This window comes from Streptomyces xanthophaeus (assembly GCF_030440515.1).
GTDB lineage: Bacteria > Actinomycetota > Actinomycetes > Streptomycetales > Streptomycetaceae > Streptomyces > Streptomyces kutzneri.
Map to the genome: position 1 here is coordinate 4189097 of NZ_CP076543.1, position 21874 is coordinate 4210970.

The following is a 21874-nucleotide window of genomic DNA, read 5'->3' on the forward strand; positions in this document are numbered from 1 at the left end:
GGGCCGCTCTGATCGACAAGGGGAGGCGTGGTGACCGGTGTCACATCACCAATTCGCACCAGGCACGTTGCCTGATTTGGGGTGAACTTCGGCACTGGGCGCGTTTTGAGCGTGCGTAGTCTGTGCGCCATGACACCGGGGGGGACCGGAAACAATCTGCCGCTTCCAGGCCACTCGCCTGCCCGAGGAGTAGTCGTTCGATGAGCGAGCACCGTCGCAAACTGCCGCAGCCCGAGGGCGGTGGGCGCGCCTCAGCCCGCCGCGCCGCCCAGCCGCGCCCCGGAAGGGGCGCGGCCGGACGTGACGTCCCCACGGCGTCACACAGCGGCCCGTACGCACCGCAGCCCGCCCGGGGCAGCCGTGCCGATGCCCGCCGGGCCGGCCAGAGAGGCAGCGGCCGCGGGAGAGGAGCCGGCGCCGCCACGCGCGACAAGCGGCTCATCAACTATCCGCGGTCCGACAGGGACGGCTGGAAGCGCTTCGTGCCGTCCTGGAAGTTCGTGGCCGGCACGGCCCTGGGCTTCTTCGCGGTCATCATCGCCGGTACCGGCATCGGTATCGCCATGGTGAGCACGCCGGACCCGAACAAGGCGGCGCAGGCGCAGAACAACGTCTTCTACTGGGCCGACGGCAGCCAGATGGTCGCGACGGGCGGTTCGATGAACCGCCAGATCGTGCCCATCTCCAGCATCCCGCGGTCGATGAGGGACGCCGTGATCTCGGCGGAGAACGAGTCCTTCGAGACGGACAGAGGCGTGGACCCGATGGGTGTCGGCCGCGCCGTGTGGAACATGGCCACGGGCGGTTCCACCCAGGGCGGCTCGACCATCACGCAGCAGTACGTGAAGAACACCTACCTGGACTCCGACCAGACGCTCAAGCGGAAGGCCACCGAGCTCTTCATCGCGATAAGGCTGGGTGTCTCGGAGGAGAAGGACAAGGTCATGGCGGGCTACCTGAACACCGCCTACTACGGCCGGGACGCCTACGGGATCCAGGCCGCGGCCCGCGCCTACTTCGGCAAGGACAGCCAGGACCTGAACCCCTCCGAGTGCGCCTTCCTGGCCGCCGTGCTGAAGGGTCCCAACCTCTACAACCCGGACGGCGGCATCGGCGCCGCGGCCACCCCCGCCCTCAACGAGAAGCGGGCCCGGGAGCGCTGGAGCTGGGTGCTGGACCGCGAGGTCGAGGTCGGCCGGATGGACAAGGCCGAGCGGGCGAAGTTCACGGACGCGGACTTCCCTCCGCGGGTCGAGTCGGAGCAGGCCCGCGGCATGACCGGCCAGATCGGCTACCTGGTCGACACGGCCAAGGCCTACGTGATGAAGTCCAAGGGGATCACCCCTGAGCAGATGGCCATGGGCGGCTTCCGGATCAAGACCACCTTCCAGAAGCCGAAGGTGGACGCCCTGGCCAAGGCGGTCGAGGACACCCGTAACGGGTTCATCGACGAGAAGGGCCGCCCCGAGACGGACACCTTCGTGCAGTTCGGCGCCGCCTCGGTGGACGTGAAGACCGGGGCCCTCGTAGCCCTGTACGGCGGCCCGGGCTGGGACCACAAGTACTTCAGCAACAACGCCAACTCCAGCGGTGTCCCGGTCGGCTCGACCTGGAAGCCGTACGTGCTGGCGGCGGCGATGGAGTACGGCACCCAGAACTCCAAGGGCAAGGGCATCTCGGCCGACAGCAAGTACATGGCCAACGACCTCACCGTGATCAACAACCGTGAGGGCAAGCCGCTGCGCGACGCGTCGGGCGCGCCGTTCAAGCAGAAGAACGAGAGCCCCACCGCCTTCGGGTACGTGACCCTCAACGAGGCGATGGAGAAGTCCATCAACGTCCCGTTCGCCCAGCTCGTCTTCGACGTCGGCCACGACAAGGTCAGGGCCGTGGCCAAGTCCACGGGCATCCTGGAGGAGTCGGTCAACCCGAACAACGACGCCTCCTTCGCCCTCGGTACCTCCACCCCGAGCGCCATCCGCATGGCCGACTCGTACGCGACCTTCGCCGCCTCCGGCACGCACCGCGAGCCGTTCTCCGTGACCGAGGTCGAGAAGAACGGCGAGAAGCTGGCGGGCTTCGAGGCCCCCAAGGCCCAGCGGGCCATGGACAGCGCCGTCGCGGACAACATCACCAAGGTGCTGGAGAACGTCGTCGAGAACGGCACCGGCAAGAAGGTCCAGAAGCTGGGCCGGCCCGCTGCGGGCAAGACCGGTACGACGGACGAGAACAAGTCGGCGTGGTTCGTCGGCTACACCCCGGAGCTGTCCACCTCGGTGGTCCTCTTCCGCACCGACCCCAACTCGCCGGACAAGAAGCTGATCTCCATGAAGGGTGTGGGCAACATCCCCTCCCTCCACGGTGGTGACATCCCGGCCGAGATCTGGACCGAGTACATGGGCGAAGCGCTCAAGGGGCTCCCGGTCAAGCAGTTCCCGGAAGCCGAGGACATCGGCGTGACCGCCGACTCCGCCGGCGCTCCCTCCCCCACGCCCTCGGCCGTCGTCCCGGCGTCCCCCTCCCCGTCGACGCTCCCGCCGAGCTCCCCGCCGCCGTCCCCCTCCCCGTCCAAGGGCGGCAAGCCGTCCTGCCCGCCGTGGAAGCTGTACTGCGACCCGGACACCACGCGCGGGACCACCAACGGAGGCGCGAACACCGGCACCAGCTCCGGCGCCAATTCCGGAAACACCTCCGGTACCAGCACCGGTGTGATCGGCGGCTCCAGCGGATCACCGTCCCCGACGCAGACCGGCAGACCGGGCCGCCCGGGCGGCATCACCGGCGGGGTCGACAACTCCGTCTCCGAGTGACCCGTACCGCCGCCCGGTGAGCCGTGGAAGGCCGTCGCACCCCGTGTGCGACGGCCTTCCCGCATGTCCGGTCCGGTACGGCAGGATGAGCCCATGACCAAGGTGCACGAGGACAGCCCCGTACTGCCGACGCAGCAGGACGAGGTCGCCGCAGCCGGCAGTGAGCTCATCGGCGGCCCGCTCGGCCGCTACGCCCGGCTCGGCGGGCACTGGCTGGGGCCGGTCCGGGTCGTGGCGCTGATCGCCATCGGCATGTTCGCGCTGGGCATGGTCCAGAAGCTGCCCTGCTACGACTGGGCGTGGTTCCGGGGGGCGGGCTCGCAGTACACCCACGCCTGCTACTCCGACATCCCGCACCTGTACGCGGTACGCGGCTTCGCCGACAACCTGACGCCCTACTTCGACCGGCTCCCCGGCGACATGGAGTACCTGGAGTACCCGGTGCTCACCGGGCTCTTCATGGAGATCGCCTCCTGGCTCACCCCCAGCAGCGGCTCCATGCAGCACCGCGAACAGATGTACTGGATGGTGAACGCGGGCATGCTGATGGCCTGCGCGGCCGTCATCGCCGTGTGCGTCGCCCGCACCCACCGCCGCCGCCCCTGGGACGCCCTGCTCTTCGCCCTGGCGCCCGCCTTCGCCCTGACGGCGACGATCAACTGGGACCTGCTGGCCATCGCCCTGACCGCCGCAGCGATGCTCATGTGGTCCCGCGGCCGGACGGTCCTCTTCGGCATCCTCATCGGCCTGGCCACCGCGGCCAAGCTCTACCCCGTACTGCTGCTCGGGGCGCTGTTCGTGCTCTGCTGGCGGGCCGGGAAGTGGCGCGCCTTCGGCGCCGCCGCACTCGGCGCGGCCGGGTCCTGGCTCGTGGTCAACCTGCCGGTCATGCTCTTCGCGTGGGACGGCTGGAAGAAGTTCTACACCTTCAGCCAGGAACGGCCCATCGACTACGGCTCGGTGTGGCTGCTGATCTCCCAGCGCTCGGGCAACCCGCTGGACGGCGCCAACACGTACGCGACCGGGCTGACGCTCCTGCTCTGCGGGGCCGTCGGACTGCTCACCCTGACCGCCCCGCGCCGGCCCCGCTTCGCCCAGCTGGCCTTCCTCGTCGTCGCCGCCTTCATCCTGTGCAACAAGGTCTATTCGCCGCAGTACGTGCTGTGGCTCATCCCGCTCGCCGCGCTGGCCCGGCCGCGCTGGCGGGACTTCCTGATCTGGCAGGCCGGGGAGGTCGTCTACTTCCTCGGGATCTGGTTCTACCTCGCCTACACGGCCAGCGCCGACAAGCACCAGGGCCTGCCCGTGGAGGGCTACCAGCTGGCGATCACCGCCCACCTGCTGACCACCCTGTACCTGTGCGCGGTCATCGTCCGGGACATCCTGATGCCCGAGCGGGACGTCGTACGGCGGGACGGCTCGGACGACCCCTCCGGTGGCGTCCTGGACGGCGTGGAGGACGTGTTCGTGCTGTCGGACGCGGCGAGGGCGCCGCAGTACGCGACGCCCTCGGATGGACAGCGGGTCGCCTGGGGCGCGAGCTCCCAGGACTGACCGGTCGGACTCAGGCGTCGAGCACCCGGTCGAACTGCGTAGTGGTGTGGCGCAGGTGCGCCACCAGCTCGTCGCCGACCTTCGGCTCGGTCGCGTCCGAGGGCACGAACAGGATCGACACCTGCATGTGCGGCGGCTCCGCGAACCAGCGCTGCTTGCCCGCCCACACGAAGGGCGAAAGGTTCCGGTTGACCGTGGCCAGGCCGGCCCGGGCGACGCCCTTGGCGCGCGGCATCACACCGTGGAGCGCCTTGGGGGCCTCCAGGCCCACCCCGTGAGAGGTACCGCCGGCGACCACGACCAGCCAGCCGTCGGAAGCGGCCTTCTGCTGCCGGTAGCCGAACCGGTCGCCCTTGGCCACGCGCGTGACGTCGAGGACCGCGCCGCGGTACTCGGTGGCCTCGTGGTCGCCCAGCCACAGCCGGGTGCCGATACGGGCCCGGAAGCGGGTCTGCGGGAACTGCTGCTGCAGCCGTGCGAGCTCCGTGGCCCGCAGGTGGCTGACGAACATGGTGTGCAGCGGCAGCCGGGCCGCGCGCAGCCGGTCCATCCAGCCGATGACCTCCTCGACGGCGTCCGAGCCGTCCGGGCGGTCCAGGGGCAGGTGCAGGGCGAAGCCCTCCAGCCGGACGTCCTCGATGGCGGCGTGCAGCTGGCCGAGGTCCTGCTCGGAGATGCCGTGGCGGCGCATCGAGCTCATGCACTCGATCACCACCCGGGCCCCCACCAGACCGCGCACCCCGTCCAGTGAAGCGACCGAACGGATGACCCGGTCGGGCAGCGGCACCGGGTCCTCGCCCCGCCGGAACGGGGTGAGGACGAGCAGGTCGCCGCCGAACCAGTCCTTGATGCTGGCGGCCTCGTACGTCGTTCCCACGGCCAGGATGTCGGCGCCCATACGGGTCGCCTCCTCGCAGAGCCGCTCGTGGCCGAAGCCGTAGCCGTTGCCCTTGCAGACCGGGATCAGACCGGGGAACTGGTCCTGGATCTGCTTCTGGTGCGCACGCCAGCGCGCGGTGTCGACGTAGAGCGTGAGCGCCATGCCCGTCCGGAACCTCTCCTGAGAAGCTGCGTGGTGCAGCGGTGCGGTGTGTGCGTGTGGGGCGGGGCCGGTCAGCGGCGCGACATGTAGATGTCGAGGGCCTTGTGCAGCACCTTGTTGAGCGGGAAGTCCCACTCGCCGACGTACTCCACGGCCTCGCCGCCGGTACCGACCTTGAACTGGATCAGACCGAACAAGTGATCGTTCTCGTCCAGGGTGTCAGAGATGCCGCGCAGGTCGTAGACGCTTGCGCCGAGCGCGTACGAGTCGCGCAGCATGCGCCACTGCATCGCGTTCGAGGGGCGGACCTCGCGCTTGTGGTTGGCGGAGGCGCCGTACGAGTACCAGACGTGCTGGCCGACGGTGAGCATCGTGGCGGCGGCCAGCGGCTCTCCCTCGTGCGTGGCGATGTAGAGGCGCATCCGGTTGGGGTCCTCGGAGTTGAGGGCCGTCCACTGGCGCTGGAAGTAGCTGAGCGGACGCGGGCGGAACTTGTCGCGCTCGGCCGTGATCTCGTACAGGTGCTGCCAGGTCGGCAGGTCGTCGTAGCCGCCCTGGACGACCTCGACGCCGGCCTTCTCGGCCTTCTTGATGTTGCGGCGCCACAGCTGGTTGAAGCCCTTGAGGACGTCGTCCAGCGAGCGGTTGGCCAGCGGTACCTGGAACACGTAGCGCGGCTGGACGTCGCCGAAGCCGGCGCCGCCGTCCTCGGCCTGCTGCCAGCCCATGCGGCGCAGCTTGTCCGACACCTCGAAGGCGCGGGGCTCGATGACCGAGGCCTCCACGTCGCGCAGGCGCTTCACGTTCGGGTCCTGGATGCCGGCCTTGATGGCGGTCGAGTTCCAGCGGCGGATGACGACGGGCGGGCCCATCTTCACCGTGAAGGCGCCCTGCTGCTTGAGGTGGGCCAGCATCGGCTGGAGCCATTCCTCCAGATTCGGGGCATACCAGTTGATGACCGGGCCCTCGGGCAGGTACGCGAGGTACCGCTTCACCTTGGGCAGCTGCCGGTACAACACAAGGGCCGCTCCGACGAGTTCGTCGGACTCGTTGAACCATCCGAGGTTCTCGGAACGCCACTCGTTCTTCACGTCGGCCCACGCCGGGACCTGGCAGTGGCTAGCCGAGGGCAGGCTCTGGAGGTATCCCAGATGCTGCTCTCGGCTGATGGTCCTCAGGGACAGGCTCATGCGGGGCGTCTCCTCCGGCGGCTTCGCTGGCTATGGCGCGAAGCCTACTGCGACAGGGGCGCCACCCTTCTGGGGGACGGGCCGGGGGCCCGGGCCGGTCCGTGGCCGGCGCCCTGCCGCGGAGGTGCCCCGCTCGGCCCGGTCAGCCCCCGAAGAGGCCGCCGTGGAACATGCCGAGGTAGAAGCCGATGGCAGACGCGCCAAGGCCGATGATCAGCGCGAAGCGCTCGCGTGTCGTGACGGAGACGAACTGTCCGTACGCGCCGGTCAGGATTCCGATCAGCCCGGCCCACGAGCTGATGAAGTGCAGGTTGTGGAAGAAGGCCGTGACGAACGCCACGGCGCCGAGGGTCAGAGTGACCGCCATCAGGGTGTCCTGCAGCGGGTGGGGCTTGCCGTCGGTGGAGAGCAGGGAGATCTGAGGGGGCCGCATTGCCTGTGCCATCGGAAGGGCACCTCCTGGCTGAAGCTGGCGGTGCTGCGGGCTGCCTCCGGCAGGGGGCCGGGGGCATAGCACCGAGCACACCCGATGGATACAGATTGTGGCCCTCTCCCGGCGGATTTCAACCGGAAGGACGCGAGCAGGTAGTCTGTACAGCTGCGCGGTGTCTGCTCTGCGGACGCCGTGCTCACGCATCACGACCCTCCTGCCACGGAACGACCGTGGCCGCTGAGTCCAAAGGAGGTGGGTTCCACATGCGTCACTACGAAGTGATGGTCATCCTCGACCCCGATCTCGAGGAGCGCGCTGTCTCCCCGCTGATCGAGAACTTCCTCTCCGTCGTCCGTGAGGGCAACGGAAAGGTCGAGAAGGTCGACACCTGGGGCCGTCGTCGTCTCGCTTACGAGATCAAGAAGAAGCCCGAGGGCATCTACTCGGTCATCGACCTTCAGGCCGAGCCTGCGGTCGTCAAGGAGCTTGACCGACAGATGAACCTGAACGAGTCGGTTCTCCGGACCAAGGTCCTTCGCCCCGAGACCCACTGAACTTCGGTTCAGCGGTAATCGGGATCGAGTAGCACAGCAGCCCAGCAGCAATCCCCGCCGAGAGGTTCATCCATGGCAGGCGAGACCGTCATCACGGTCGTCGGCAATCTCGTCGACGACCCCGAGCTGCGCTTCACCCCCTCGGGTGCGGCGGTCGCGAAGTTCCGTGTCGCGTCCACCCCCCGCACCTTCGACCGTCAGACCAATGAGTGGAAGGACGGCGAGAGCCTGTTCCTGACCTGCTCGGTGTGGCGGCAGGCGGCGGAGAACGTCGCCGAGTCCCTCCAGCGAGGCATGCGCGTCATCGTGCAGGGCCGGCTGAGGCAGCGGTCGTACGAGGACCGTGAGGGTGTCAAGCGCACGGTCTACGAGCTGGACGTCGAGGAAGTCGGCCCCAGCCTGAAGAACGCCACGGCCAAGGTCGCCAAGACCACCGGTCGCGGTGGCCAGGGTGGATACGGCGGCGGCGGTCAGCAGCAGGGCGGCGGCGGTGGCAACTGGGGCGGAGCCCCCGGTGGCCAGCCGCAGCAGGGCGGCGGAGCTCCCTCCGACGACCCGTGGGCGTCCAGCGCGCCGGCCGGTGGCCAGCAGCAGGGCGGCGGCGGGGGCGGTTGGGGCGGAAGCTCCGGCGGCTCCGGCGGTGGCTACTCGGACGAGCCTCCCTTCTAGGGCAGCTCGCATCCCCACTTCTTGATCACACAGGAGAGACACAATGGCGAAGCCGCCTGTGCGCAAGCCTAAGAAGAAGGTCTGCGCATTCTGCAAGGACAAGACCGCGTACGTGGACTACAAGGACACGAACATGCTGCGGAAGTTCATTTCCGACCGCGGCAAGATCCGTGCCCGCCGCGTTACCGGCAACTGCACGCAGCACCAGCGTGACGTCGCCACGGCCGTCAAGAACAGCCGTGAGATGGCGCTGCTGCCCTACACGTCCACCGCGCGATAAGGAAAGGGTGACCGACTAATGAAGATCATCCTGACCCACGAGGTTTCTGGCCTCGGTGCCGCCGGCGATGTCGTCGACGTCAAGGACGGCTACGCTCGCAACTACCTGGTCCCGCGTGGTTTCGCGATCCGCTGGACCAAGGGCGGCGAGAAGGACGTGGCGCAGATCCGCCGCGCCCGCAAGATCCACGAGATCGCGACCATCGAGCAGGCCAACGAGGTCAAGGCCAAGCTCGAGGGTGTCAAGGTCCGTCTGGCCACCCGCGCGGGTGACGCCGGTCGTCTCTTCGGTTCCGTGACCCCGGCCGACATCGCCACGGCGATCGAGTCCTCGGGCGGCCCGAAGGTCGACAAGCGCCGCGTGGAGCTCGGCTCCCCGATCAAGACCCTCGGTTCGTACCAGGTCTCCGTGCGTCTGCACGCCGACGTGGCCGCGAACGTGGGCATCGAGGTCGTCGCCGCCTAAGGGCTGCGCTCGAAGGGCCGCACCCCACCGGGGTGCGGCCCTTCGTCGTTGTCGGGCGGTGTTCCACGTGAAACATCCGGCGTCGGCCCGCCGTGTTTCACGTGAAACATGGCAGAGGCCGGCTGCCCGCTACGAGCGGGTGGCTCCCGCGATCAGCCACCGGCCCGAGCCGGCGCGTAGCTGCAAAGTGATCATCCGGACCACCATCATCAGCGTCATGGCCCACCAGAGCGCCGTGAGGCCGCCGCCGAGGATCGGCACGAGCAGTGCGGCCGGGGCGAAGGCGGCCAGCGTCAGGAGCATGGCCCGGGCCAGGTAGCGGCCGTCGCCGGCGCCCATCAGCACCCCGTCGAGCACGAAGACGATGCCGGAGACGGGCTGGGAGAGGGCCACGACCAGCAGGGCCGGCAGCAGGGCCGCCTCGACGGCCGGATCGCTGGTGAACAGCGGGATGAACACCGGGCGGGCCAGGACGACCAGCAGGCCGAGTACGACGCCCGAGGCGATCCCCCACTGCACCATGCGGCGGCACACGGCCCTGGCGCCGTCGGTGTCGCCCGCGCCCAAGTAGCGGCCGATGATCGCCTGTCCGGCGATCGCTAGGGCGTCCAGGGCGAAGGCGAGCAGGCTCCACAGGGAGAGCAGGATCTGGTGGGCGGCGATGTCGGCGTCGCCGAGCCGGGCGGCCACGGCGGTGGCGATCATCAGGATCGCGCGCAGCGACAGGGTGCGGACCAGCAGCGGAGCGCCCGCCTGGGCGCAGGCCCGGATGCCCGCGGGGTCGGGGCGCAGCGTGGCGCCGTGGCGCCGGGCTCCGCGGACGACCACGACGAGGTAGGCGGCGGCCATGGCGCACTGGGCGATGACCGTGCCCCAGGCGGAGCCCGCGATGCCGAGCCCCGCACCGTAGACCAGGGCGACGTTCAGGCCGGCGTTGAGGGCGAAGCCGCCGATGGCGACGTAGAGCGGCGTACGGGTGTCCTGGAGGCCGCGGATGACCCCGGTGGCGGCCAGGACCATGAGCATGGCCGGGATGCCGAGGGCGGAGATCCTCAGATAGGTGATCGCGTACGGGGCGACGGTGTCGGAGGCCCCGAAGAGCGAGACCAGTGAAGGTGTCGCGGGAAGCACCACGGCGACGACGGCCGCGCCCAGCAGAAGGGCGAGCCAGATGCCGTCGATCCCCTGCCGGATGGCTGCCTGGAGGTCTCCTGCGCCGACGCGGCGGGAGACGGCCGCGGTGGTGGCGTAGGCGAGGAAGACGAAGACGCTCACAGCGGTGGTGAGCACCGCGGCGGCGATGCCGAGGCCGGCCAGCTGAGGGGTTCCGAGGTGCCCCACGATGGCGCTGTCGGCCATCACGAAGAGGGGCTCGGCGACGAGTGCGCCGAAGGCAGGGAGAGCGAGTGCGAAGATCTCTCGGTCGTGCCGTCCCGGCCCTGCCTTGGGTGCTGCGAGAGCCTGTGTCATGCGCTCAATCTAATCTTCCACAGGTAATGGATGCAAGGGCCTTTGGATCCTTACTGACGCGCTGACCTGAGCGTTCCTCGCACCTCGTTTGAGGCGATCTTGAGACAGTGTCAAAGAATTTTCTCCACCGCTGCCTCTGGAAGAGGAAACCCCAGGTCAGGTGGGGTAACTGGGTGGCGCGGGTGATTTTGTCCACAGCGTCGTCCCCCGGTCCGTACACAGCTTCCGGCGAGTTACCCACAGCATTGGTGCCGTCATCCACATGTCATCCACACAGCCTGTGGATAACAAGATTGGCTGACGCCGCTCTCGGGCCTACCGTGGTTCGTTGCCCGACTCGCCGACGGCGGATTCGGGTGCCCCAAATGTCAGAGCCGTGTCGTAGAAAGAGTGACACGGCGAGGTCCGCGTTGCGGACGGGAGGAGGCGGCCCGGTGAGCATGCCCGAGCCCATGGACGACCCCTGGGCCGACAGCGGTCCGGGTGACCGTCTGCCCGCCCGTCCGCGCCGTAACAGCGAAGGCCGCGGCCGCGGGGACGAACAGCACGACCGGGGCCGCGAGGGCGGCTCCTGGGACTCCGGCGGTGGCGGCGGCTTCGAGCGCGTCCCTCCCCAGGACCTCGACGCCGAGCAGTCGGTGCTCGGCGGCATGCTGCTCTCCAAGGACGCCATCGCGGACGTCGTCGAGGTCCTCAAGGGCCACGACTTCTACCGGCCCTCGCACGAGACGATCTACCAGGCGATCCTCGACCTGTACGCCAAGGGCGAGCCGGCCGACCCGATCACCGTCGGCGCCGAGCTGACCCGGCGCGGTGAGATCAGCAAGGTGGGCGGGGCCTCGTACCTGCACACCCTGGTCCAGTCCGTGCCGACCGCGGCGAACGCCGAGTACTACGCGGAGATCGTCCACGAGCGGGCCGTCCTGCGCCGCCTGGTCGCCGCCGGTACGAAGATCACGCAGATGGGCTACGCGGCCGACGGCGACGTCGACGAGATCGTCAACAGCGCCCAGGCCGAGATCTACGCCGTCACCGAGCAGCGGACCTCCGAGGACTACCTGCCGCTCGGCGACATCATGGAGGGCGCCCTCGACGAGATCGAGGCGATCGGCTCCCGCAGCGGCCAGATGTCGGGCGTTCCCACCGGCTTCACGGACCTGGACTCGCTGACCAACGGACTGCACCCGGGCCAGATGATCGTCATCGCGGCCCGTCCCGCCATGGGTAAGTCCACGCTCGCCCTGGACTTCGCCCGGGCCTGCTCCATCAAGAGCAACCTGCCGAGCGTGATCTTCTCCCTCGAAATGGGGCGCAACGAGATCGCCATGCGCCTGCTCTCGGCGGAGGCCAGGGTCGCGCTCCACCACATGCGCTCGGGCACGATGACGGACGACGACTGGACCCGGCTCGCCCGCCGGATGCCGGACGTCTCCGCCGCCCCGCTCTACATCGACGACTCCCCCAACCTGTCGATGATGGAGATCCGGGCCAAGTGCCGCCGGCTCAAGCAGCGCAACGACCTCTCGCTCGTCGTCATCGACTACCTCCAGCTGATGCAGTCGGGCGGCTCGCGCCGTCCCGAGAGCCGCCAGCAGGAGGTCTCGGACATGTCCCGAAACCTCAAGCTGCTGGCGAAGGAGCTGGAGGTCCCCGTGATCGCCCTCTCCCAGCTGAACCGTGGTCCGGAACAGCGCACCGACAAGAAGCCGATGGTCTCCGACCTGCGTGAGTCGGGCTCCATCGAGCAGGACGCGGACATGGTGATCCTGCTGCACCGCGAGGACGCTTACGAGAAGGAGTCCCCCCGTGCGGGTGAGGCGGACCTGATCGTGGCGAAGCACCGAAACGGCCCCACGGCCACGATCACGGTGGCCTTCCAGGGCCACTACTCCCGCTTCGTGGACATGGCCAACACGTAGCATCCGATCATGGATGAGCTTGCTGAGGACCTGGAACTTCTCCCTGCCACCCGGCGCGCGCTGAGGCACCGGATCGCCGTCGCGCAGAGCGAAGGGCGGGCGCCGTCCGTGGTGGCGGCCGTCCTGCGGGGCGGGGAGGTGGTCTGGGAGGGCTCCCGGACCTCGGTCGAGGGGCACGGTCCGGACGGTGACGTGCAGTACCGGATCGGTTCGATCACCAAGACGTTCACGGCGGTTCTCGTGATGCGGCTGCGGGACGAAGGTCTGATCTCGCTCGCCGATCCGCTGGAGAAGCATCTGCCGGGGACCGCCGCCGGTCAGGTGACCATCGCCCAACTGCTCTCCCACACCGGTGGGTTGGCGGCGGAGACGCCCGGCGAGTGGTGGGAGCGCACCCCCGGTGGGCAGCGTCCCGAGCTCGGCGACGTGCTGGGGGAGGAGCCGTTCAAGCTGACACCGGGAACCAGGCACCACTACTCCAACCCCGGTTACACCCTGCTGGGTTCGCTGGTGGAGGCGGTGCGCGGAGTGTCCTGGGAAGAGGCGCTGCGCACCGAGGTGCTGGAGCCGCTGGGGCTGCAGCGCACGAGCGGACAGCCGCAGGCCCCGCACGCGGGCGGCTGGGCGGTGCATCCCTGGGCGGACGTGATGATGCCCGAACCGCTGGAGGACCTGGGGCTGATGGCGGCGGCCGGTCGGCTGTGGTCCACGACCCGCGACCTGGCCCGCTTCGCCGATTTCCTGCTGCGCGGTGACGAGCGCGTCCTGCGTGCCGGGTCCGTACGGGAGATGCGCACTGCCGCCTCGCCCCCGGAGCCCGGCCTCGCCGAGCTGGGCTACGGGCTCGGCATGCAGCTGGCAACCGTCGGCGGGCGCAAGCTCGCGGGGCACAGCGGCTCGCTGCCCGGCTTCGTCGCGGGGCTGTGGCTGAGCGAGGCGGACGACGTGGCGGCGGTGGTGCTGGCGAACTGCACCTCGGGACTTCCGGCCTCGACGGTGGCCGCGGATCTCGTGGGGATCGTGGCGGACGCCGAACCGCGCTTCCCGCAGCCGTGGCGGCCGTTCCTGGAGTCGGACCACGTGCCGCTCGAACTGTGCGGCCCCTGGTACTGGGGGACTTCGGCCCAGGTGGTGCGCCTGACCGCGGACGGGCTGCTGGAGCTGGGTCCGGTGGGCGGGAGCGGGCGCACGTCACGTTTCCGGGCGGAGCCGGACGGCAGCTGGACCGGACTCTTCGGCTACTACGCCGGTGAGACGCTGCGGGCGGTGCGCCGTGCGGACGGCTCGGTGAGCCATCTCGACCTGGCGTCCTTCGTGTTCACCCGGGAGCCCTACGACGCCGACGCCCCGGTGCCCGGCGGGGTGGACCCGCAGGGCTGGCGGGGCATCGGCTGACAGCCCCGGATCGGATCAGGCGACGAGTTCGCGCTCCAGCGGAGTGCGGAAGCGCGGGGTGATCCGGGCCTCTCCCACCCATGCGGCGAGCCGCGCGGCCTCGGCGGTGACCGCCTGCTCGGCGGCCCGGCCGGGGCTGCCCAGCAGCCGCCAGACGATCTCGCCGTCGGAGCGCTGCGCCCAGCCGCCCACGATCTCGCCGTTCCACCACACGGTGGGGCCGATGTTGCCGGCGTAGTCGAACAGGGCGCTCCGGTGGGCGGGGTCGAGGTGGAAACCGCGGTCGGCCCAGCCCATGCCGGTGGGGTCGAGGCCGGGCAGCAGCGCCGCCCAGGGCTCCGGCGCCGGTTCGGGCCCGGTGTCCCCGGGGCTGACCAGGGCGGTGGTGCCGTCCTCGAGGCGGACCTGGTCGGGTCCCACGGCGGCGAGGGCCTTGCGGACGTCCGTGAGGGTCCAGCCGGTCCACCACTTGAGGTCGGCCTCGGTGGCGGGACCGTACGCGCGCAGCCATCGGCGGGCGATCTCGGTGCGGGCCTCCGCGGCGGGTAGGGCGGGCCAGGGCTCGGTGTGGACCCAGCGGTACTGGCTGGAGGTCCATGAGCCGCGCGGCCGGTCACGGCGGATCCTGCCGTCGGCGGCGAGCAGCCGGATGACCCGGGTGGCGACGCCCTGCTCGGTCTCGTACTTCTTGCCACGGCTGATGGTGATCTTCTGGCGCAGCGCGGGTACGGCCGCGGACAGCTGGCTGCCGGTGGAGGGGCCGTGGGTGTCCAGGGCGTCGAGCGCGGCGGCCTCCGCGCCGGCGAGCCAGGCGGCGTCGAGTCCCTGTCCGTCCTCGTCGAGGTGCTTGAGGAGGGTACGGCGCTCCTTCGCCGCGATCGCGCGGGCGGTGGAGGCGTCGACGTGCGGGGCGAGTTCGGCGGAGACCGCGAAGAGCGTGTTGCGCATGCTGAGCAGGCGCACGAGGCTTACGTCCTCGTAGAGTGCCCGCTCGATCGCGTCCGGGCCGCCTCCGGCGAGCCGGGCCCGGGCCGAGAGGAAGACGGTCGCGGCGTCGGTGGCGTGCAGGGCGACGACGGAATCCGCTGTCTCGGCGACCGTCGCGGCGCGGGCCGACGGAGCCAGACGGTGGCGCCGGCCGAGCCGGTGTCGTCGCTCGGCGGTGGTGACGAGAGGGAGGCTCATCCTCCCGATCGTAGGCCGGGCCGCCGACACGGCGACCCGGCCTGCCGGAACGTCCGGTCAGAGCTGGAGCTTGAACCCGACGTGCGAGGCGGTGAACCCGAGCCGTTCGTAGAAACGGTGGGCACCGGTGCGGGTCACGTCCGAAGTCAGCTGCACCAGCGCGCAGTTCTCGGCACGGGACTTCTCGACGGCCCATGCGATGATCCGGGTGCCCAGGCCGCCGCCGCGTTCGTCGGCGTGCACGCGGACGCCCTCGATGATGGAACGGGTGGCCCCCTTCCGGGAGAGTCCAGGGACGATCGTCAGCTGGAGGGTGCCCACCACCCGGTCGGCGCGGACGGCGACGACCAGGTGCTGGTTCGGGTCGTCGGTGAGCCGCTTCAGGGCTGCGAGGTACGGGGCGAGGTCGTCCGGGGACTCGCGGGTGGCGCCGAGCGGGTCGTCGGCCAGCATGGCGACGATGGCGGGCACATCGGCCTCGGTGGCCGGCCGGATCATCAGCTCGGGAGTGTCGGTCATGATGCGTTCTCCTCTCAGCCCGCGGCCACGGTGAGCGGTGCCCACCGACGGGTCCAGTCGCCGGGCAGGCCGGGGATGTCCCGGGTCATGACGGCATTGAAAGCCACGGAGGCCAGGCCCCGGTCCTTGAGCCAGGCGAGGAATTCCTCGTGCCGTACATCGACATCGGTGCGTAGCGCCCGCTCGGTGCCGAGTGCGAGCGCGGTGACCAGCGACTGGGCGGTCGCGGTGTCATGGGCGATCAGCGGGCCGATGACCTGGGTGTCCATATTGGGCCAGGCCGCGGCGTAGCCGGTGAGTGCGCCGTCCTGGGAGTGGTTCTCGGCCACGACCAGACGGTCGGCGAAGGCGGGCAGCCGGGTGATCATGTGCGTGCGGTCGGTGCCGAAGACCTCGGCGTCCAGGCGCAGGATGCGGGGGAGGTCCTCGGCGGTCGCCGGCCGGACCCGGGAGGCGCCGTACGTGCCGGGGGTGTCCTCGTGGCGGAAGGCGCCCGTCAGCATCTCGGTGCGGCCGGTGGTCTCGAAGCCCAGTTCCTCGTAGAGGGGGCGCCCGTAGGGAGTGGCGTGCAGGGTGAGGGGGACGCCCTTCAGTACGCCGTCGCAGACGTGGGTCATCAGACGGCGCCCCAGGCCCTGGCGGGCGAAGCGGTCGGCCACGAGAACCATCCCGATGGCGGCGAGCTCCGGTCCGGAATGGGTGTCGCCGTAGCGCGTGACGACGCAGGCGGCCGCGAGTCCCCGGCCGTCCGGGGCGTCGATGCCGTAGCCGTTTCCGGCGGCGAGGAGCAGACGCCACTTGTGTTCCTCGCGGAGCCATCCGCGATCTTCGGACAGGTCGGCGCAGCGGTGGAGATCGTCCACGGTCAGCGCCCGGATCGGTAGATCGGTGATGTGTGGTGGTGTCACCTGGCCCAGACTGGATCATGGACTGGGAGCCGTCCAGAGGGTTTGAGGTCGGATGTTTCACGTGAAACACCAGGTGCCCCGGCAGGGGAGCCGCCGGACGATGTTTCACGTGAAACACGGTGTTTCACGTGAAACGGACCGACTAATCTCGTTGGCTATGACCCTCCTGCACCTCTTCGATCTCGACGGGACGCTGATGTACGGCTCGGCGGCGCCGGTCGAGATTTCCCGCCAGCTCGGGCTGAGTGCCGAGATCGCCGAGCTGGAACGGGCCTTCGGTGCGCAGGAGATGGGGCCGCACCAGTTCTCCGTGGCTGCCCACGCTCTCTGGGCCGATCTGACACCGGCGCACGTCCGGGCGGCGTTCGACGGGGCTCCCTGGCTCGCGGGGATCCGGGACGTGTGGCAGGAGATCAGGGACCGCGGGGACTACTGCGCGGTGATCTCCCTGTCACCGTCGTTCTTCGTGGAGCTGCTGCTGGAGTGGGGCGCGCATGCCGCGCACGGCTCGGTCTTCCCCGAGGTGCCGTTCACCCGTCCGGTGGAGGAGTCCGGGATCCTCACGCCCGAGGGCAAGGTCAGGGTGGCGGACCGGCTCTGCGCGCAGTTCGGTGTGAGCCGGGCCGACTGTGTCGCGTACGGGGATTCGGTGACCGACGCGATGCTCTTCGAGGTGGTGCCGGTCTCGGTGGCGGTGAATGCGAGGCCTTATCTCGCCGAGCGGGCGACCCATGTCTACGAGGGCCGGGATCTGCGGGACGCATACCAGCTCGTCGGGCTGACGCGCCCGGGAGTTGACGCATCTTAGGAGGAAAGTGGGTTCGAAACGCGGACTTTCCGCGTTTTCCCGCAGGCCTCTGAGTCGGCTGGCACGCTGTGAAACCCGGAACCACGGATTCACAGGCCGTGGCGTGTGCAGACCGACCGAGATGCTCGAAGCGAGGCACCGCATGGACGCTCCGCCCACCAGATCGGCCAGACGCGAATCGGCCCGGATATCCGGCGAGGGCGGTGCGATCGAGCCCTCACCGGATGCCGTACTCATCCGCCGGACCCTCGCGGAGATCGCCCCTGTCGCCGACAAGGTGACCTCGTATTTCTACGCTCTGGTGTTCACCGGGCACCCGGAAGTACGCGGCATGTTCCCCGCCGCCATGGACGCGCAGCGGGACCGGCTGCTGAAGGCACTGCTGACCGCCGCCGAACACATCGACAATCCCGCCGTCCTCGTCCCCTACCTGCGCCGACTGGGCGCCGGGCATCGCAAGTACGGCACGATGGCCGGCCACTACCCGGCGGTCGGCGAAGCCCTCGTCGGGGCACTCGCCCGGTACGCCCACCACAGCTGGGGCCCCGAGACCCAGGCCGCCTGGGTGCGGGCGTACACCGGGATTTCCCAGATCATGATCGACGCGGCGGCGGAGGAAGAGGTGAAGGCCCCCGCGTGGTGGCACGCCGAGGTGGTCTCCCACGATCTGCGCACCCCGGACATCGCGGTACTGACGGTCCGCCCCGACCAGCCCTACGCCTTCCTCGCCGGCCAGTACGCGAGCCTGGAGACCCCGTGGTGGCCACGGGTGTGGCGGCACTACTCCTTCGCCTCGGCGCCGCGCGCCGACGGACTGCTGTCCTTCCACGTCAAGGCCGTCCCCGCGGGCTGGGTCTCCAACGCGCTGGTGCGCCACGCCCGCCCGGGAGACGTACTGCGCCTGGGACCGCCGGCCGGGTCGATGGTGGTGGACCACACCACGGACAACGGCATGCTGTGCCTGGGCGGAGGCACCGGGATCGCTCCGATCAAGGCGCTGATCGAGGACGTGGCCGAACACGGCGAGCGGCGGCCGGTGGAGGTGTTCTTCGGGGCCCGCAGTGACAACGACCTCTACGACAAGGACACGCTCCTGGGGCTCCAGCGCTCGCACCCGTGGCTGTCGGTGCGCCCGGTGGTCGGCGACGGGCTGGCCGGACAGCTGCCGCACGCGGTGGGTGAACACGGGCCGTGGAGCTCGTACGACGCGTTCATCTCCGGCCCGCCCGCGATGATCCGCAACGGCGTGGACGAGCTCCTGCGGATCGGCATCCCCTGCGAGCGGATCCGGCACGACGCGGTGGAGGAGCTGGCCGGCATCGCCGGCTGAGACCGGAGGCAGCCCGCCGGTCTCAGCCCGGCTTCAGCCCAGGTCGGGAGCGTGCATGGCGCGGACACCCTCGATATTGCCGTCGAGATAGTGCCGCAGGGACAGCGGGACGAGATGGACGGCGGCGATGCCCACCCGGCTGAAGGGCACGCGGACGATCTCGTACTCGCCTTCGGGCTCGTCGACCTCGGGACCGTGCCGCAGGCTCGGGTCCATCGATTCCAGGCGGCAGACGAAGAAGTGCTGCACCTTCACGCCGGTCACCCCCCTGTCGGCGATGTGCTCGACGGTGTCGACGAAGCAGGGCACCACATCGGTGATCTTCGCGCCGAGTTCTTCGTGGACCTCCCGGTGGAGGGCGTCGACGACGGTGGAGTCCGAGGACTCCACTCCCCCGCCGGGGGTGAGCCAGTACGGATCGACTCCGGGCCTGGTGCGTTTGATGAGGATCAGGTCGTCACCGTCGAGCAGGATCGCGCGGGCGGTGCGTTTGACCACGGGACGTTCGGTCATGGGAGAAGAGTGGCCCACCACTCCGCTTCTGAAACGCGCCACAGGCCGGAAAAGGGCGGACTCACCAGTGCACCGACGCATCCAGCAGCCGGTCGTGCGCCCGGGCGAGGTGGGCGAGGGCCAGGCTCCCGGTCCGCACGACCAGGAACCAGGTGCGCAGCGGTGGCACCTCAGGCTCCGCCAGCGCAACGATCCGACCGCTGTCGAGGGCGTCCTGGCACAGGTAGCGGGGCAGGACGGCGAGCCCGGCGCCGGCCCGGACGCACTCCAGCACGGCCCGCAGGTCGGGCACGACCACGGTGGCGGCCAGGGGCCTGGCATCGGGCAGGGTGTCGAAGACGGCGGCCCAGTAGCGGGTGACGAGCGGCAGGCTCTCGTGGACCTCGACCAGCGGGATGCCGTCCAGCGCGGCGGAACCCTCCTCGCGCAGGCGGTCCATGTCGACGAGGGCGGCCCAGTAGGGCGCGGCGACCAGGACGTGCTCCTCGTCGCACAGCGCGGTGGCCGTGAAGAGCCCGCCCCGGGGGTGGGCGGTGGTGACGACGAGGTCGTGGTGGCCGGCGGCGAGCCCGTCAAGGGTCGCTTCGGCATCGGTCTGCGGGGCGGCGCGCAGGGTATGGCCCTGGCCGACCAGGAGGGCGAGGGCGGGGAGCACGCGCAGGCACAGGAACTCGGGAGGCCCGGCGACGTGGAGGGTGCGTAACGCGCCGGCGGCCTCCCGCTCGGCCTCGGTGATCCGCAGCAGGGCGTCGAGGTGAGGGGCGGCCTTGTGTGCCAGCTCGTCGCCGACGGCGGTGGGGGTGACGCCACGGGCCCGGCGGTGGAAGAGCGGGCGCCCCAACTGGCGTTCCAGGGTGCGGATCTGCGAGGTCACGGCGGGCTGGGACAGTCCGAGGAGGGCGGCGGCGCGCGTGAACGAGCCGGCCCGGTGGACGGCGACGAAGGTGCGCAGCAGGGTCAGGTCCATCGCTGCACCTCTCGGTGGGGGCCTTCAACTATAAATATGCAGATAGCTCCCTGTCGTTACCGTGATTGGACTCTGACGCAGAGTCAACTAGCCTTGTCGCGTGGTTCTTCGCGCGCGGAACCCGGGGCGGTCCGAGCCACCAGGGGGGAGGCTCGGACCGCTTCACACGGCGACGGCCGTGCCCGGTTCAGGGCGTGGCGCCCGCGTGGTCGAGGGCCCGCAGCACGTCCGCGACCAGGTCTTCGGTGTCCTCGGCGCCGGCGGAGAAGCGGATGAAGCCCTCCGGCACGGCGTCGCCGCCCCAGCGTCCGCGCCGCTCGGCGGTGGAACGTACCCCGCCGAAACTCGTGGCGTCCTCGACCAGGCGCAGGGCGGCCATGAACCGCTCCGCGTGCGCGCGGTCGGGAAGGGTGAAGGAGACCACCGACCCGAAGCCCCGCATCTGCAGGGCGGCCGTCTTGTGGGAGCGGTCCGTGGGAAGCCCCGGGTAGCGCAGTCCGCTCACGTCCGGCCGGTGCGTCAGCGCCTCGGCGACGGCCAGTGCGTTGGCCCACTGGCGCTGCGCGCGCAGCTGGATCGTGGCGAGGGAGCGGTGGGCGAGCCAGGCCTCCATGGGACCCGGGATCGCACCGACGATCTTTCGCCACCGCCGGACGCGGGCAGCGAGCTCCGGATCGCGGCAGACGACGTATCCGAGCAGTACGTCGCCGTGGCCTGTGAGCCCCTTGGTGCCGCTCGCCACCGAGAAGTCCGCCCCCAGCTCCAGGGGCCGTTGCCCGAGCGGGGTGGCCAGGGTGTTGTCGACGGCGACCAGGGTCCGGCCGGCGTGCGCCGCGTCCACGAGGCGGCGTACGTCGCACACGTCGAGCCCGGGGTTGGAAGGGGTCTCGATCCACAGCAGCCGGGCCCCGTCGAGGACCGCGAGCTGGGCGTCGTCACCGGTCGGAGCGGTGCGCACGTGGATGCCGTACGCCTCCAGCTGCTCGCGCAGCAGGGGCAGGGCCTGGTAGCCGTCGTCGGGCAGGACCACGGTGTCGCCGGTGTGCGCCTGGGAGAGGAGGACGGCGGAGACCGCCGCCATGCCGGAGGCGAAGACGATCGTGTGCACGTCCTCGCCGGGGGCCTCCAGCTCCCCGATCGCCCGTTCCAGCAGCGTCCAGGTGGGGTTGGTGTCGCGGCCGTAGGCGTACGGGCCTTCGACGTCGCCCGGGAGGTGGAAGTGGGCGGCGAAGACGGGTCCGGGCAGGGGCGGTTCGTTCTTGACGGCCTCGGGCAGTCCGGCCCGCACGGCCCGGGTGCCGTCGCCGAGCGCGGCAGCTCCGGTCTCCCGCGTCGTCTGCGTCTCCTGCGGGGGGTATTCGGTCACGCGGTGTGCTCCTTCACGGCGGCGCGTACGGCGTCCAGCAGGCCGGGGCTCGCGGCCTCGACCAGCTCCAGGCACTCCTCGAACCCGTCGAGCGGCCCGTAGTAGGGATCCGGTACGTCGGTCTCCGCGGCCGAGGCCGCCGGATCGTAGGACCGCAGCAGCCGCACCTTGGCGGCGTCCTGCGGCGTGGGCGCGAGGGCCCGGAGGTCGCGCAGGTGCCCTGCGTCGAGCGCGATGACGAGGTCCAGGCGGGCGAACCAGGAGGCGTGGAACCGGCGGGCCCGGTGGTCCTGCTCGTAGCCGGCCGCCTCCAGGACGGCGACGGTGCGCGGATCTGCGCCGTCCCCCTCGTGCCAGCCGCCGGTCCCGGCGCTGTCCACCTCGACCAGGGCGGAGAGGCCGTCGGCCGCCACATGGGCACGGAAGACCGACTCGGCCATGGGGGAGCGGCATATGTTGCCCGTGCAGACGAAGCAGACGCGGTACATGGCAGGCAT

The 21874-nt window shown here is 70.3% G+C and carries 21 protein-coding genes; 10 read left to right on the plus strand and 11 right to left on the minus strand.

The features are described 5' to 3' along the window. Positions 1 to 200 precede the first annotated feature (200 nt). Together KO717_RS18445 and KO717_RS18450 are read left to right on the plus strand one after the other, a co-directional pair. Positions 201 to 2810 (plus strand): transglycosylase domain-containing protein, encoded by a 2610-nt coding sequence (locus KO717_RS18445; RefSeq protein WP_301369009.1) that lies wholly within the window; start codon positions 201 to 203, stop codon positions 2808 to 2810. A gap of 93 nt (positions 2811 to 2903) precedes the next feature. Next, complete coding sequence (locus KO717_RS18450) at positions 2904 to 4364, plus strand: glycosyltransferase family 87 protein (protein WP_301369011.1); 1461 nt, start codon at positions 2904 to 2906, stop codon at positions 4362 to 4364. A gap of 10 nt (positions 4365 to 4374) precedes the next feature. On the opposite strand, the gene KO717_RS18455 is transcribed toward KO717_RS18450, so the two are convergent. From KO717_RS18455 to KO717_RS18465, 3 genes are all read right to left on the minus strand, one after another. Next, positions 4375 to 5406: an alanine racemase gene (locus KO717_RS18455; RefSeq protein WP_150258236.1), complete on the minus strand. Its 1032-nt coding sequence runs from the start codon at positions 5404 to 5406 to the stop codon at positions 4375 to 4377. 71 nt (positions 5407 to 5477) lie between these two features. Beyond that, positions 5478 to 6596, minus strand: coding sequence for a lipid II:glycine glycyltransferase FemX (locus KO717_RS18460; RefSeq protein ID WP_030383942.1), 1119 nt, complete (start codon positions 6594 to 6596; stop codon positions 5478 to 5480). Between the two features lie 142 nt (positions 6597 to 6738). Further along, positions 6739 to 7041 (minus strand): hypothetical protein, encoded by a 303-nt coding sequence (locus KO717_RS18465; protein WP_301369015.1) that lies wholly within the window; start codon positions 7039 to 7041, stop codon positions 6739 to 6741. A 251-nt stretch (positions 7042 to 7292) separates the two neighbouring features. Here KO717_RS18465 and rpsF point away from each other — a divergent pair, with 251 nt between their 5' ends. From rpsF to rplI, 4 genes are all read left to right on the plus strand, one after another. Then, a complete protein-coding gene (gene rpsF / locus KO717_RS18470) occupies positions 7293 to 7583 on the plus strand; it encodes a 30S ribosomal protein S6 (RefSeq protein ID WP_004950685.1) in 291 nt (96 codons plus the stop codon). A 72-nt stretch (positions 7584 to 7655) separates the two neighbouring features. After that, positions 7656 to 8252: a single-stranded DNA-binding protein gene (locus KO717_RS18475; protein WP_052870565.1), complete on the plus strand. Its 597-nt coding sequence runs from the start codon at positions 7656 to 7658 to the stop codon at positions 8250 to 8252. A 43-nt stretch (positions 8253 to 8295) separates the two neighbouring features. Beyond that, entirely contained in the window at positions 8296 to 8532 is a 237-nt protein-coding gene (gene rpsR / locus KO717_RS18480; protein WP_005315025.1) for a 30S ribosomal protein S18, read from the plus strand. An 18-nt stretch (positions 8533 to 8550) separates the two neighbouring features. Further along, a complete protein-coding gene (gene rplI / locus KO717_RS18485) occupies positions 8551 to 8997 on the plus strand; it encodes a 50S ribosomal protein L9 (RefSeq protein WP_030008386.1) in 447 nt (148 codons plus the stop codon). A gap of 129 nt (positions 8998 to 9126) precedes the next feature. Here the strand turns inward: rplI and KO717_RS18490 are convergent, their stop codons facing one another. Further along, positions 9127 to 10467 carry an MATE family efflux transporter gene (locus KO717_RS18490; protein ID WP_301369073.1) on the minus strand — a complete coding sequence of 447 codons (1341 nt, stop codon included), beginning with the start codon at positions 10465 to 10467 and terminating at the stop codon, positions 9127 to 9129. A 452-nt stretch (positions 10468 to 10919) separates the two neighbouring features. Between KO717_RS18490 and dnaB the strand changes: the two genes are divergently transcribed. Together dnaB and KO717_RS18500 are read left to right on the plus strand one after the other, a co-directional pair. After that, on the plus strand, positions 10920 to 12386 hold the full coding sequence (dnaB, locus tag KO717_RS18495; RefSeq protein ID WP_030713894.1) for a replicative DNA helicase: 1467 nt from the start codon (positions 10920 to 10922) through the stop codon (positions 12384 to 12386). A 9-nt stretch (positions 12387 to 12395) separates the two neighbouring features. Next, positions 12396 to 13781: a serine hydrolase domain-containing protein gene (locus KO717_RS18500; RefSeq protein ID WP_301369074.1), complete on the plus strand. Its 1386-nt coding sequence runs from the start codon at positions 12396 to 12398 to the stop codon at positions 13779 to 13781. Between the two features lie 15 nt (positions 13782 to 13796). Here KO717_RS18500 and KO717_RS18505 read toward each other — a convergent pair whose 3' ends face one another. The 3 genes from KO717_RS18505 to KO717_RS18515 are packed head-to-tail and all read right to left on the minus strand — an operon-like array spanning position 13797 to position 16393. Further along, entirely contained in the window at positions 13797 to 14966 is a 1170-nt protein-coding gene (locus KO717_RS18505) for a winged helix DNA-binding domain-containing protein (RefSeq protein WP_301369076.1), read from the minus strand. 57 nt (positions 14967 to 15023) lie between these two features. Beyond that, on the minus strand, positions 15024 to 15485 hold the full coding sequence (locus KO717_RS18510) for a GNAT family N-acetyltransferase (RefSeq protein ID WP_301369077.1): 462 nt from the start codon (positions 15483 to 15485) through the stop codon (positions 15024 to 15026). Positions 15486 to 15499: 14 nt separating this feature from the next. Next, a complete protein-coding gene (locus KO717_RS18515; RefSeq protein ID WP_301369079.1) occupies positions 15500 to 16393 on the minus strand; it encodes a GNAT family N-acetyltransferase in 894 nt (297 codons plus the stop codon). A gap of 157 nt (positions 16394 to 16550) precedes the next feature. Between KO717_RS18515 and KO717_RS18520 the strand changes: the two genes are divergently transcribed. Next, a complete protein-coding gene (locus KO717_RS18520; protein WP_301369081.1) occupies positions 16551 to 17201 on the plus strand; it encodes an HAD family hydrolase in 651 nt (216 codons plus the stop codon). A 142-nt stretch (positions 17202 to 17343) separates the two neighbouring features. After that, the gene (locus KO717_RS18525) at positions 17344 to 18531 is read left to right on the plus strand and encodes a globin domain-containing protein (protein WP_301369083.1); all 1188 of its coding nucleotides are present in this window, start codon (positions 17344 to 17346) and stop codon (positions 18529 to 18531) included. A 33-nt stretch (positions 18532 to 18564) separates the two neighbouring features. Here the strand turns inward: KO717_RS18525 and KO717_RS18530 are convergent, their stop codons facing one another. The 4 genes from KO717_RS18530 to KO717_RS18545 all read right to left on the minus strand — a co-directional run bounded on the left by KO717_RS18530 (position 18565) and on the right by KO717_RS18545 (position 21874). Then, complete coding sequence (locus KO717_RS18530; RefSeq protein WP_266383201.1) at positions 18565 to 19044, minus strand: NUDIX domain-containing protein; 480 nt, start codon at positions 19042 to 19044, stop codon at positions 18565 to 18567. Between the two features lie 61 nt (positions 19045 to 19105). Continuing rightward, a complete protein-coding gene (locus KO717_RS18535; protein ID WP_301369086.1) occupies positions 19106 to 20011 on the minus strand; it encodes a LysR family transcriptional regulator in 906 nt (301 codons plus the stop codon). Positions 20012 to 20198: 187 nt separating this feature from the next. Continuing rightward, positions 20199 to 21377 carry a cystathionine gamma-lyase gene (locus tag KO717_RS18540; RefSeq protein WP_301369088.1) on the minus strand — a complete coding sequence of 393 codons (1179 nt, stop codon included), beginning with the start codon at positions 21375 to 21377 and terminating at the stop codon, positions 20199 to 20201. Continuing rightward, complete coding sequence (locus KO717_RS18545; protein ID WP_301369089.1) at positions 21374 to 21874, minus strand: low molecular weight protein-tyrosine-phosphatase; 501 nt, start codon at positions 21872 to 21874, stop codon at positions 21374 to 21376. The genes KO717_RS18540 and KO717_RS18545 overlap by 4 nt, the downstream gene beginning before the upstream one ends.